This is a genomic window from Verrucosispora sioxanthis (assembly GCF_010560025.1).
GTDB lineage: Bacteria > Actinomycetota > Actinomycetes > Mycobacteriales > Micromonosporaceae > Micromonospora > Micromonospora palythoicola.
Genome location: NZ_SAIY01000002.1, coordinates 80181 through 92892, shown reverse-complemented (window position 1 = coordinate 92892; position 12712 = coordinate 80181). Strand labels below are relative to the sequence as shown.

12 protein-coding genes and 1 tRNA gene are annotated in these 12712 nt (G+C 72.0%); 7 read left to right on the top strand and 6 right to left on the bottom strand.

Translation table 11 applies throughout. The annotated features are described in order from the left end of the window. The first annotated feature begins 13 nt into the window (after positions 1-13). Both ENC19_RS05550 and ENC19_RS05545 read left to right on the top strand, forming a co-directional pair. On the top strand, positions 14-577 hold the full coding sequence (locus tag ENC19_RS05550; RefSeq protein WP_164446086.1) for a hypothetical protein: 564 nt from the start codon (positions 14-16) through the stop codon (positions 575-577). Positions 578-732: 155 nt separating this feature from the next. Next, positions 733-2058: an NAD(P)/FAD-dependent oxidoreductase gene (locus ENC19_RS05545; protein WP_164446085.1), complete on the top strand. Its 1326-nt coding sequence runs from the start codon at positions 733-735 to the stop codon at positions 2056-2058. Positions 2059-2092: 34 nt separating this feature from the next. Here the strand turns inward: ENC19_RS05545 and ENC19_RS05540 are convergent, their stop codons facing one another. Next, entirely contained in the window at positions 2093-3928 is a 1836-nt protein-coding gene (locus tag ENC19_RS05540) for a hypothetical protein (RefSeq protein ID WP_328824160.1), read from the bottom strand. Positions 3929-4029: 101 nt separating this feature from the next. Between ENC19_RS05540 and ENC19_RS05535 the strand changes: the two genes are divergently transcribed. From ENC19_RS05535 to ENC19_RS05525, 3 genes are all read left to right on the top strand, one after another. Beyond that, a tRNA-Leu gene (locus ENC19_RS05535) sits at positions 4030-4110 on the top strand. 145 nt (positions 4111-4255) lie between these two features. Next, entirely contained in the window at positions 4256-5089 is an 834-nt protein-coding gene (locus ENC19_RS05530) for a Bax inhibitor-1/YccA family protein (protein WP_164446084.1), read from the top strand. A gap of 248 nt (positions 5090-5337) precedes the next feature. Then, entirely contained in the window at positions 5338-5631 is a 294-nt protein-coding gene (locus ENC19_RS05525; RefSeq protein WP_164446083.1) for a hypothetical protein, read from the top strand. Positions 5632-5693: 62 nt separating this feature from the next. On the opposite strand, the gene ENC19_RS05520 is transcribed toward ENC19_RS05525, so the two are convergent. The 3 genes from ENC19_RS05520 to ENC19_RS05510 all read right to left on the bottom strand — a co-directional run bounded on the left by ENC19_RS05520 (position 5694) and on the right by ENC19_RS05510 (position 8951). After that, a complete protein-coding gene (locus tag ENC19_RS05520; protein ID WP_164446082.1) occupies positions 5694-6953 on the bottom strand; it encodes an acetyl-CoA C-acetyltransferase in 1260 nt (419 codons plus the stop codon). Between the two features lie 90 nt (positions 6954-7043). After that, a complete protein-coding gene (locus ENC19_RS05515) occupies positions 7044-7784 on the bottom strand; it encodes an SGNH/GDSL hydrolase family protein (RefSeq protein ID WP_164446734.1) in 741 nt (246 codons plus the stop codon). 114 nt (positions 7785-7898) lie between these two features. Continuing rightward, entirely contained in the window at positions 7899-8951 is a 1053-nt protein-coding gene (locus tag ENC19_RS05510; RefSeq protein ID WP_164446081.1) for an SGNH/GDSL hydrolase family protein, read from the bottom strand. Between the two features lie 139 nt (positions 8952-9090). Here ENC19_RS05510 and ENC19_RS05505 point away from each other — a divergent pair, with 139 nt between their 5' ends. Both ENC19_RS05505 and ENC19_RS05500 read left to right on the top strand, forming a co-directional pair. After that, positions 9091-9447 (top strand): YkvA family protein, encoded by a 357-nt coding sequence (locus ENC19_RS05505; protein WP_164446080.1) that lies wholly within the window; start codon positions 9091-9093, stop codon positions 9445-9447. Positions 9448-9529: 82 nt separating this feature from the next. Continuing rightward, complete coding sequence (locus tag ENC19_RS05500; protein ID WP_164446079.1) at positions 9530-10900, top strand: cystathionine beta-synthase; 1371 nt, start codon at positions 9530-9532, stop codon at positions 10898-10900. Between the two features lie 93 nt (positions 10901-10993). On the opposite strand, the gene ENC19_RS05495 is transcribed toward ENC19_RS05500, so the two are convergent. Next, complete coding sequence (locus tag ENC19_RS05495; protein WP_164446078.1) at positions 10994-11503, bottom strand: GNAT family N-acetyltransferase; 510 nt, start codon at positions 11501-11503, stop codon at positions 10994-10996. Then, on the bottom strand, positions 11500-12429 hold the full coding sequence (locus ENC19_RS05490) for a ribonuclease Z (RefSeq protein WP_164446077.1): 930 nt from the start codon (positions 12427-12429) through the stop codon (positions 11500-11502). The genes ENC19_RS05495 and ENC19_RS05490 overlap by 4 nt, the downstream gene beginning before the upstream one ends. Positions 12430-12712: the final 283 nt, after the last annotated feature.

Here is a 12712-nt window from a genome sequence, read left to right as displayed (position 1 = left end):
GGTCAGCTCGGTGATGGAGTCGGTCATCGGGCGGGTCCGGGCGGTGCGCACGGCCGCGGCGCGGATCTCCCTCACTCCGGTACTGGTCCGGGTGGGGATCTTCCTCAGCACCCTGGTGGGGTTGCTGCTCGCGTACCCCGCCGAGGTCGTGGTCGGGCGGGCACTGGGGCCGTTGGTGGCGGTCGCGGTGCTGCCGGCGGTGGCGCCGCGCCGGCTCTGGCCGACCTTCGTCGCGTTGGTCACGGTCGGCGGGTGGTTGCTCGCCACCGACGGGTACAACCGGCCGATCGCGTTGTGGCGACTGATGGCGGTGGCCGTGGCGCTCTACCTGACCCACACGCTCTGCGCGCTGGTGGCGGTGCTGCCGTACGACGCCGTGGTGGATCCGGACGTGATAGTGCGTTGGCTCACCCGAGCCGCGGGAGTGTTGCTCGCCACGTCCGTGCTCGGCGTGCTGCTGCTCGAACTCGCCGGTGTCCGGGCCGCCGAAGGCGGTTGGCAGGCGGTGACGGTGGCCGGTCTGCTGCTTGCCGTCGGAGTGACGGCGTTGCTGGCCGGGCTGCTGCGACGCAGGTGAACCAGGGGCCGTCGGGGCTCGGGTGACCGGGGGTGTTGCCGCGTCGGCGGTGGCGACGGTGGCCGCCGTTACCGGCGTCACAGCCGCCTTGTGCTCGGTCACAGAACGGGGCCGCACCCGGGATTACCGCTGTCGGTGGGGGAAAGATGGTAGGCGTGAATCCGAAGCGGATCCTTGTGGTGGGTGCCGGGCACGTCGGTCTCTACGCGGCGCTGCGCCTGTCGAAGAAGCTGAGTTCCCGGGAGGCTGAGGTCGTCGTCGTCGACCCCCAGCCGCACATGACGTACCAGCCGTTCCTGCCCGAGGCTTCGGCGGGGAACATCTCCCCACGGCACTCCGTGGTGCCGCTGCGTCGGGAGTTGCGCCGGTGCAAGGTGGTGGCCGGTGCGGTCACCCGGATCGACCACGCGAGTAAGACCGCAACGGTGCAGCCGATCATCGGCCCGCCTCGCGAGATCACCTACGACCACGTGGTGGTCGCCCCCGGCTCGGTCTCCCGGACCCTGCCGATCCCCGGCCTGCACGAGCACGGCATCGGCTTCAAGACCATCGGTGAGGCCATCTTCCTGCGCAACCACGTGCTCGAACAGCTGGACGTGGCTGCCGCCACGACCGACCCCGAGGTACGCCGCCGGGCGCTGACCTTCGTCTTCGTCGGTGGCGGGTACGCCGGCATCGAGGCGTTGGCCGAGATGGAGGACATGGCCCGGCACGCGCTGAAGTACTACCCGGAGCTGAACACGTCGGACATGCGGTGGGTACTGGTCGAGGCCACCCAGCGGGTGCTGCCGGAGGTCGACCGGGACATGGGCGCCTACACGGTGCAGCAGCTGCTGAAGCGGGACATGGACATCCGGCTCGACACCCGGCTGGAGTCGTGCGTCGACGGGGTGGTCAAGCTCTCCGACGGGGACAGCTTCAGCGCGGACACCATCGTCTGGACCGCCGGGGTGAAGCCGTCACCGATGCTGGACGCGACCGACTTCCCCCGCGAGGAGCGGCGCCGGGTCACCTGCCTGCCGACGCTCCAGGTGGTCGACGGTGACCGCGTGGTGGAGGGCGCCTGGAGCGCCGGCGACTGTGCCGCCGTACCGGACCTGACCAAGCCGCCGGGCAACTACTGCTCGCCGAGCGCCCAGCACGCGGTACGCCAGGCCCAGCGGATGGCCGACAACATCGTCACCGTGCTCCGGGGCCGCGAGCCGGTCCCCTACAAGCACAAGCACGCCGGCAGCGTGGCGAGCCTCGGCCTGCACAAGGGTGTCGCCCAGGTCTACGGGATCAAGATGACCGGTTGGCCGGCGTGGTTCATGCACCGGACGTACCACATGAGCCGGATCCCGTCGCTCAACCGGAAGGTCCGGGTGGTGGTCGACTGGACGCTGGCGTTCGTGCTCAAGCGTGAGGTGGTGGCCCTCGGCCAGCTGCACGACCCGCGCGAGGAGTTCGCCGAGGCGTCCCAGCCACAGGCGAAGGTGTGAGTCCCGCGTGGGGCGCCATCGGCGCCCCACGCGCTCAGACCCGCCAGTACCAGGCGTCGCTGAGTCGGGTCGCCGGGCCGTAGAGCGCCTCCACCGTCAGTCGCAGGCTGTCGGAGTGCGCGGTGTCGGCGGCCAGCACCACGCACGAGGCACCCCAGTGTTCGACGTCCGCCGCCGCGCGACGGCGCTGCTCGTCGCCGACGACCGGCCGGAGGCCGCTGCGGGCCACCTCGGCCAGCAGGGCGGAGGTGGGGCGCGGGGCGACGCCCATCGCGGCGCTGCCGCCTCGGCCGTGCGGGCCGATGAAGAATCCCTGCGGCATGCTGAACTCGGCGTCGGCGGCGGTCGCCCACTGCATCGGCCAGGGTTGCTTGGGCGTGGCCAGTGGCACCGGTACCAGGACGCCGCCCGGCTCGACACACGTTCGCCAGTGGCCGGCGGTGACGAACTCGGGCACCGGCGGTCGGTGCGCGGTGGGCAACGGTGCCGGGATCAGCGGTACCACCGCCACGGCGACCGCGACCAGCGTCAGGCGGCGGACCCGGCCCGTGCCGCGCAGTGCCCGGTCGACCGCCAGCACCAGCAGCGTCGCGATCAGCGGCGGTACGGCCAGGGCGAACCGCATCGGCAGCGCGCCGTCGACCACCGGCAGGCCGCCGAGCAGCGCGTACGGCCCGGGCAGACCGGTGCCTGTGCCGTCGAAGACCACCTCGGGACCGAGCGACAGCGCACCCATCACGAGAATGCCGGTGGCGCAGGCCAGCACCAGTGGACGGCGCCCCAGCCAGACAACGCAGCCGACGGTGACCACCAGCAGCGGCCAGCCCAGGAAGGTGTTGTACTCGGCCGGGCCGGTGCTCAGCCGGGCGGCCCGCTCGTTCCCGACCAGGGACAGCGGTGAGACCGCCCACCAGCTGCGCAGATCGGCGGAGAAGTAGTGCGGGCTGAACATGCCGTCGGCGACGCCGAGCGGACCGGCGAACTGGAACCACAGCGGCCGGGCGAGCACCAGCAGGGCCGCACCGGTGGCAAGGGCCATCGCGCCGGTGAAGGCGGGCAGCGCCCGGCGGGCCAGGTCACGGTCCGCGACGACCATCGTCACCGCCATCACCAGCAGGGTGAGCGCAGCGAGGAACAGCACCTCCTCGCCGATGAACACCTGGACGGAGACGACGGCGGCCAAGCCGAGCGCGGAGGTGGTCAGCCGGCGTCGGTCGGGCCCGCCCGCTGCTCCAGCAACGGGCTCGGCGGCCCGCAGCAGGCGTACGACCAGCCAGACGATGACCGGTAGCAGCCACTGCGCCGTCATGTGCAGGTGGCTGTTGCTCTGGGACACCATGCCCGGGGCGAGGCCGCACAGCGCACCGCCCAGCGTCGCGGCGGCCCGGCGGGCCCGCAGCGTACGACTGAACAGGAGGTACCAGGCGGTGGCGGTGCCGGCGAGGTTGAGCGTCACCAGCAGGGCGAAGGTGACCGGAGCGCCGAACAGCAGGGTGACCGGGGCGAACAGCACACCCAGGGCGATGACCGACGTGTTGGCCATCAGGTTGACCCCGTCGGGCGCGTTCAGCCGGTCGGTGGACAGGCCGAAGTCGCCCAGCAGCGCCCGCGCGTCGACGGCCAGGAACCACTCGTAGAGCACCTGGTCCTCGGGGTTGAGCGCGAGCACCAGACCGGTCGGGTCGGCCCAGAGCCGGTGGGTGAGTGCGCTGGCCAGCGCCGCGAAGAACAGCCCGATCAGCAGGTCGATCCGATGCCGGGCGAACGTCCGGCCCCACCGGGTGAGCCGCAGCCGGCGTACCCGGGCAAGGGGGTGATCCGCCTGCGTGGCCACGTCGTCGGTGGAGGCGATGGGTGCGCGGCTGCTCACGGCCTCGACCCTAGTGGCGGTGCTCGACGGGGGACGCCGCAGTGGCGACGAACCCGCTACCGTGGCACTGCACCGTTCGCGCTGGCGCCCCGGTGTCACCCGCCCGGGTGGTGGAACGGCAGACACGGCCGCCTTAAAAGCGGCTGCCGCAAGGCGTGCGGGTTCGACCCCCGCCCCGGGCACCCGCCGTCCGCAGGCCCGACGCGGGCGACCCGAACCGGGCACTCTCAGCGTTCGCTCAGCCTTCCGATCACCGCTGGGCTGTGCGGGGCGTTTACTCTTGTAGCGCGCGTTGACGTGCCACGACCCCCTTAGGGAGGCCAGACAGTGAAGACTTCGAACCCGGTGCTCGCCCGGCTCGGTCAGGCGGCCGAGCGGGAGCGGGCTGCCGGGTACGCCCCGTCCGGGCCGTACGGACAGCCCGGCTACCCCCAGCAGGTTCCGCCGCAGGCCGGCTACCCCGGCGCGCCCGGCTTTCCGTCAGCCCCGCCGGCGGTCACCCCCATGTCGATCGACGACGTGGTGGTCAAGACGGTCACCCTCCTGGCCATCGTCGGTGTCGCCGCCGCGGCGGCGTGGGCGCTTGTGCCCGACATGTTCCTTGGCGTCGCCTGGATCGGCGCGGCCGTCGTCGGCCTGGTACTCGGCCTGATCATCTCGTTCTCCCGGATGGCGAACCCGGCGCTCGTCGTCGCGTACGCCGTCGTCGAGGGCGTCCTCGTCGGCGCGGTGAGCAAGTTCTTCGAATCGCTGTACGACGGCATCGTGCTCCAGGCGGTGACCGCGACCTTCGGTGTGTTCTTCGTGATGGCCATGCTCTACAAGGCGCGGGTCATCCGGGCGACGCCGAAGTTCGTCAAGGGCATGATCGCGGTGATGGCGGGCCTGTTCGCCGTCATGCTGATCAACCTGGTGCTGGCGCTCTTCGGCGTCAACACCGGCCTGCGTGACGGCAGCCCGCTGGCCATCGGGTTCAGCATCGTCTGCATCGTGGTCGCCTCGCTGAGCTTCGTGCTCAGCTTCAAGGAGGTCGAGGACGGCGTCCGGATGGGCCTGCCGCAGCGCTACTCGTGGGTTGCCGCGTTCGGCATCCTGGTCAGCCTGATCTGGCTCTACATCGAGATGCTGCGCCTGTTGAGCTACTTCCAGGGCGACGACTGACCTCGCCGCCCGACGACCGACGGCGCCCGCCCCACCCGGGGCGGGCGCCGTCGCCTTCCCACCCCACCTCCCGCCCCCGCTCTCCCGCTGCGCCGATCATGCAGTCGTGGCACCGGATAGGTCGGGCGTAAGCGGAGGAATCAACGACCACAACTGCGTGATCGGCGGTCGGTTGGGGGGTCGTGCGTAGAGTGCGGGGGGTGGCGGGTGTGGGTGGGAGTGAGTCAGAGGCGGAGGTTGTCCGAGGGGTGGAGTTGTTGGTGCGGCAGGTGAGCCACTGGCAGCAGCCCCGGTGGTCGGCCGCGGCATCGGTCGGCAACGTGTCCCGGGCGGATCTGGTGCACCGGCTGGTACAGGAGATCGCCAACCTTGCCGCGGACGCGGAAGGGCAGCCACGACGAGACGTACCCCGGCTCGACAACGACCTCGCCCTGCCCGACCAGCTCCGGGTGGTCGCCGCCGATCTCCTCGCGGCGCACCCGAGCGAGGAGGCCCTGGCCCGGGCCGCGACCGAAGTGACCGCGACCCGCACCGCGCTCTAGACCCGGCTTGACCGGGCCGACCATCCCGCGCCGACCACGCGGGCCGGGCCGTGGAAGCGATGTCAGCTCAGGCGCTCGATGACCATCGCCATGCCCTGCCCGCCACCGACGCACATGGTCTCCAGGCCGATGGTCCTGTCGTGCCATTGCAGGGCGTTGAGCAGCGTGCCGGTGATCCGGGCACCGGTCATTCCGAACGGGTGACCGACGGCGATCGCCCCGCCCATCACGTTCAGCTTCTCCTCGGGGATGCCGAGCTGGCGGTACGACGGGATCACCTGGGCGGCGAAGGCCTCGTTGATCTCGACCAGGTCGACGTTGTCGATGGTCATCCCGGCGCGTTCGAGTGCCTGCCGGCTCGCCTCCACCGGACCGAGGCCCATGATCTCCGGTGACAACGCGGTGACACCTGTGGAGACGATCCGCGCCAGCGGAGTCACGCCCAGTTCCTCGGCCCGCTGCGCGCTCATCACGACCACCGCGGCGGCCCCGTCGTTGAGCGGGCAGCAGTTGCCGGCGGTGATCCGGCCGTCCGGACGGAAGACCGGCTTCAGCTCGGCGACCGCCTCCAGGGTGACCCCGGCGCGGGGGCCGTCGTCGGTGCTGACCACCGTGCCGTCGGGCGTGGTGACCGGGGTGATCTCCCGGGCCCAGAACCCGTCGGCGATCGCCTTCTCGGCCAGGTTCTGGCTGCGTACGCCGAAGGCGTCCATCTCTGCGCGGCTCACGTCGTGGACCTGGGCGAGATTCTCGGCGGTCTGCCCCATGGCCAGGTACACGTCGGGCAGGGCGTCCTTCTCGCGCGGGTCGGTCCAGACCGGCGCGCCGGCCTCTGCACGGGCCTTGGACCGCTCACGTGCCGACGCGAAGCGGGGGTTCTCCCAGCCGCCGAGCAGGGCCTGAGCCTCGGGCGGCAGGCCGTCGGAGCTGCCGCGCGCGTACCGGGACACCATCTCGACCCCGGCGGAGACGAAGACGTCGCCCTCACCGGCCCGGATCGCGTGCAAGGCCATCCGCGTCGTCTGCAACGAGGAGGCGCAGTAGCGGGTGAGGGTCGCGCCGGGCAGACCGTCGAGGCCCATCAGCACGGCCACCACGCGAGCCATGTTGAAGCCCTGTTCCCCGCCGGGCAGGCCGCACCCGAGGTAGAGGTCGTCTATCTGTCGCGGGTCGAGCTGCGGCACCTTGTCCAGGGCCGCCTGCACGATGGTGGCGGCCAGATCGTCCGGGCGGAGATCCCGTAGGGACCCCTTGTGTGCCCGGCCGATGGGGGAGCGGGCGGTGGCGACGATGACGGCGTCGCGGGACGACTCAATCGGCATACGGTCACGTTAACTCGCCGGTAACTTGCGGCGGAAGTTTTCCGGGCGCCGGGAAATGTCACCCCCGCGCAACCCGGACGAGTAGACGGTTCAGTGGCGTGGGGTGACGGCCGCTGCGGCGACCACGGCGGGCAGCAGGGCGTGCGCCCAGACCCGGTAGCCGTCGGCGGAGGGGTGGTAGCCGTCGTGGCAGAAGGTGCCGGCGTCGGCCCGGAACACCGGTCCCGTCTCGGTGGCCAGATCGACAACCGTCCCACCGGCGTCGAGCACCGCACCGGTCTGTGCCCGGGCGACGCGGCGCCCCAGCCAGCCGACGACCTGCCGCAGGGGCGCTGCGATCGCGCGTACCGCGCCGAGATCCGGGCAGGTGCCGACCACGACCTCGACACCGGCGTGCCGCAGCCGGTGCACGGCCGCGCCGAGGTAGGCGGCGGCCTCGGCCGGGCGGCGCATGCCGGTGACGTCGTTGGCTCCGACCAGGATGACCGCCACGTCCGGCCGCTCACCGAGCAGCGCCCGGGCCACCTGGGTGGCCAGGTCGGTCGAGCGGGAGCCGGAGACACCGACGCTGGACAGGTGAACCTGCCGCCCGCCCGGCCCCTCGGCGAGCAGCTCCGCCAACTGCCCGCCGATGGTGTCGCCGAGCCGGTCCACGCCGACGCCGAGGGCTGCGGAGTCACCGAGCAGCACCAGACGCAGCGGTGGGGCGCCGGCCCGACCGACGGTGGCCCGCAGCGCCAGGCCGAGTTCCGGCTGGGCGTAACGGCGGTTGCGCGCCACCACGGCCTCGCCGGCGAGCACCACGGCTCCGCCGAGCGCGCCAGCGAGCAGGAGAACGCGGCGGTACGGGCGACGCGCGCGGCGACCCGGTCGCCGGGAGGAAGACCGGTCATGGTGCCCGCCTCGGGCCGGCGCCGGAGCCGAGCCGGCCCCTGATCCGCTCGGTCATGAGAATCCTTCCACTGCGGGTGAGTCGACGGTGGGGGCGGACTGCGGTGTCGGACCGACACCGAAGAATGCCCGCCGACGCAGCTGCGCCCAACGGCCGGCCGGGCCGCTCTCGCTGCCGCGGACCTGCGTACCGCTGACCTCCGTCCCCGGATGCCGAGCCGCCTCCTGCGCGGCCTTCGGCAACGACCGTACGCCTTCGAGACGCGTTGGCGTAGGCCTGCGTTCGCCGCCGTGCCCCAGCGCGGAGAGCACCGTCGGCAACAGGGCGGCGGCAGCCGCCGCGTACCCCTCGGCGGAGGGGTGGAACCGGTCCCAGCCGAACATCCGCCCCGGCTCGGCGGTGAACCGGGGACCGAGCAGGTCGCCGAGCGAGACCGTCCAGCCGCCGGCCGACACCACCGCGACCGTCTGCGCCGCGGCGAGTTGCCGGCTCCACCGGCGGGCCAACCAGCGCAGCGGCGGCTGGATGGGTCGGATCGCGCCCAGGTCGGGGCAGGTCCCGACGACCACCTCGGCGCCGCCCGCGCGCAGCGCCCGGACCCCCTCGACGAGGTAGCGCACGGCCAGGGCCGGCGGCGTGCGGTTGGTGACGTCGTTGCCGCCGATGAGGATGACCGCGACGTCGGGGTCGCACTCCAGGGCCGCCTCGACCTGGAACTTCAAGCCGGCCGAGATGGCACCCACCACCGCGAACCGGTGCAACCGGACGGGCCGCCGCAGGCGCCGGGACAGGCCGGTGGCCAACAACGCGCCCGGCGTCTCACGGCGCCGGTGCACCCCGTAGCCGGCGGCCGACGAGTCGCCGAGAACGACCATGGTGATCGCGGGCCCGGGAAACTTCGGGCCGTAGATGCCGTCGCAGCGTGGTGGCGGCGCCTCGGCCATCGGGATGGTGCGTCGGGCCTGCCGGGCCTGACCGAGGAGCACACCTGTCGTCGCCGCGGCGGCGGCCACCGTGGCGCCCGTGCCGATGGCCGCCAGCCGGGCCACCCGCAGGGTGCGCTGCCAGCGCGGACGATCCGGTACGACGGAACCAGCGACCCCCATACCGTGACATTAGCGCGCCCGTCTGACGCCCTGCTGTCATCGTTGCGGCGCTGCGGTGCCTGGAAATCGACCGTCCTGGGTACTTGGATGGACGGTGTTGCGGCGGGGCGTCACGCTGCACGTGGAGAGGAGCACGACGATGGCTAAGACGTTGAAGCGAGGTGCCGCGTTCGCGGCGCTGGCACGGGCGATGACGGCCGGCGCCCGGGGCGGGCCGTCGCTCGGCGCCCGGATCGGGGCGCTGCCCAGGATGATCGCGGCCACCGCCCGGGGCCAGTACGACGGCGGGCTGCGGCTGGCCATGATGACCGCCGCCACGGCGTACATCGTCTCGCCGATCGACGCGGTCCCGGAAATGTTCCTCACCGTGTTCGGGCTGATCGACGACGCGGTGATGGTCACCTGGCTGGCCGGTGCGGTGCTCGCCGAGACCGAGCGCTTCCTGGAGTGGGAGGCACGTCGCAGCAACGTGGTCCCGGGCCACGTGGTGCGCTGACCGACGTACCCTGGGCGGGAATTCCACCTGGTTCACCCGCCCGGCCTGGCGTGCCGGTGCCGGAGCGAAAGGGCACAACGAGGTGCAGTACTACGACAACGTGGTCGAAATGATCGGCAACACGCCGCTGGTACGGCTACGCAACGTCGCCGAGGGCATCCGGGCGACGGTGCTGGCGAAGGTGGAGTACCTCAACCCCGGCGGGTCGGTGAAGGACCGGATCGCGCTGCGCATGGTGGAGGACGCCGAGGCGGCGGGGATCCTCCGGCCGGGCGGCACCATCGTCGAGCCGACAAGCGGCAACACCGGCGTCGGGCTGGCCCTGGTGGCCCAGCTCCGGGGCTACCGCTGCGTGTTCGTCTGCCCCGACAAGGTCAGTCAGGACAAGCAGGACGTGCTGCGGGCGTACGGCGCCGAGGTGGTGGTCTGCCCGACGGCCGTCGCCCCGGAGGACCCCCGCTCGTACTACAACGTCTCCGACCGGCTGGCCCGGGAGATCCCCGGCGCGTGGAAGCCCAACCAGTACGCCAACCCGGCGAACCCACGCTCGCACTACGAGACGACCGGCCCGGAGCTGTGGAAGCAGACCGAGGGACGGATCACCCACTTCGTGGCCGGGGTGGGTACCGGTGGCACCATCTCCGGCATCGGGCGCTACCTGAAGGAGGCCTCCAACGGCACCGTCAAGATCATCGGTGCCGACCCGGAGGGCTCGGTCTACTCCGGCGGCACCGGTCGGCCGTACCTGGTCGAGGGGGTCGGCGAGGACTTCTGGCCGGAGACGTACGACCGGAGCGTGGCCGACCAGATCATCGAGGTCTCGGACAAGCAGTCCTTCGAGATGACCCGGCGGCTGGCCCGCGAGGAGGGCCTGCTCGTCGGTGGCTCCTGCGGCATGGCGGCGGTCGCGGCGTTGGAGGTGGCGCGCACCGCCGGCCCGGACGACGTGGTCGTGGTGCTGCTGCCGGACGGCGGCCGGGGCTATCTCTCCAAGATCTTCAACGACGCCTGGATGGCGCGTTACGGCTTCCTCGACGCCTCCGGTTCGGAACCCACCGTCTCGCAGGCCCTGGCCGGCAAGCCGGGCGGCCTGCCCGAACTGGTCCACGTGCACCCGACCGAGACGGTTCGCGACGCCATCGACTACATGCGCGAGTACGGCGTCTCGCAGTTGCCGGTGCTCAAGGCCGAGCCGCCGGTGGTGACCGGCGAGGTGGCCGGCTCGATCGCCGAGAAGGATCTGCTCGACGCGCTCTTCACCGGTCAGGCGCACCTGCACGACACCATCGAGCGGCACATGGGCCCGCCGCTGCCGATGATCGGCGGCGGCCAGCCGGTGAGCGAGGCGGTGAACCTCCTGGAGAAGTCCGACGCCGCCCTGGTCCTGATCGACGGCAAACCCAAGGGCGTCCTCACCCGCCAGGACCTCCTGGCCCACCTCGGCGCCCGCTGACCCGACCCCCCACAGCAGTGTTGACCATGAGGTTAGCGGCAGTCTTCGATCTCCACGATGCCGCTAACCTCATGATCAACGGGGGGAGGGGAGTCAGAGGGGGCGGGTGTAGCGGAGTTGGGGGGTGAGTGCGGTGCCGATCGTCTCGTCGCGTTGTTGGCCGGTGGGGTGCCAGCCGCCGCGCTCGTAGAAGTGGCGGGCGTGGGTGTTGTCGCGTAGTACCCAGAGGACCGCGCGGCGCCAGCCGCGCGCCCGCATGTTGGTCAGGGCGTCGAGCATCAGCGCCCGGCCGACGCCGCGACCGCGTTCGGTCGGCTCCAGGTGGATGGCGTTGAGCAGGCCGGTCGCCGGGTCGCCCGCGTCGTCGGGGCCGAAATAGCTGAAGCCGGCCAGCACGCCGTCCCGTTCGGCCACCGTCATCAGATGGTCCGCCCGCTCCCAGGTCCATCGGTGCACCCAGTACTCGCCCATCGCCTCCGGCGTCGGGTCGGCGAGCGCCTCCGCCGGCAGGAACGAGGAGTACGCGGCGACCCGGGAACGTTGGTGCAGGGCGCCCACCGGCAGGAGATCGGCCGACTCTGCCGGACGCAGCGTGACGCTCACCCCGCCGAGAGTACCCGCCGGGGTGGCACCTGAACCGTGGTCAGATCCTCGGCGATCACCAGGTCTCCGTCGAAGTGCCGGCGGGCCTCGTCGGCGAAGCGGGCCGGATCGGCGTACCGCTGGGAGAAGTGGGTGAGCACGAGTCGGCGTACCCCCGACTCGGCCGCCACCCGCGCCGCCTGACCGGCGGTGAGGTGCCCGACCTCGGCGGCGAGCGCGGCCTCCGACTCCAGGAACGTCGACTCGATGACCAGCAGATCGGCGTGCTCAGCCAGCGCGTACACCCCGTCGCAGAGGCCGGTGTCCATCACGAAGGCGAACCGTTGCCCCGGCCGTGGCGTGCTCACCTCGTCCCGGGTGACGCGGCGCCCGTCGAGGTCGAGGTGGCCGACGCGGTGCAGCTCACCGACCGCCGGCCCGGCGATGCCGTACGCGGCCAGCTTCTCCGGCAGCATCCGGCACCCGTCCGGCTCCACCAGCCGATAACCGTACGTCTCGACGGGGTGCCGCAGCTGACGCGCCTCCAGCGTCCCGCAGCGCAGCGCGACCCGTTGCCCGTCCGCCTCGATCGGCACCACGGCCAGTTCGGCGGTCTCGTGGAAGGAACTGGCGTGCCGCAGCCGGGCGAAGTAGTCGGCACCGCCGGCCGGGAAGTGCACCGCCACCGGATGCGGCACCCGGTCCAGGGACAGGCGCTGGATGGTGCCGGGCAGGCCGAGGCAGTGGTCGCCGTGGAAGTGGGTGACGCAGATCCGGGTCAGGTCGCTGGCGGTGACGCCGGTGTGCAGCAGTTGCCGCTGGCTGCCCTCGCCGGGGTCGAAGAGGATCACCTCGTCGTCCCACCGCAGCACGTACCCGTTGTGGTTGCGGGTCCGGGTGGGCGCCTGGCTCGCCGTGCCGAGCACCACCAGCTCGCGCATGGACACGGCCGCCTCCGGTACGGAATGAAGCGACCCCCGGGGCTTCCGCGCTGACGCGCGGGCCGACTGGACTGGGCCGGCACCCCGGGGGTCGGGTGGCTGTCGTGGTTTCGCCGCACCGCTGCCACACGGTCTCGACGACTCTTACCGTGCCCGTCCCGGGGGACAGGCTGTCACTGTCGAGGACAGCGGCTAGCGGACAGCCACCTCACGAGTCCGATTGCTATACAAGTCTGGACCACCTCCTTTCCCGTGTACCGCCACGCTATCCAGCCGGCGGCCCACCGGC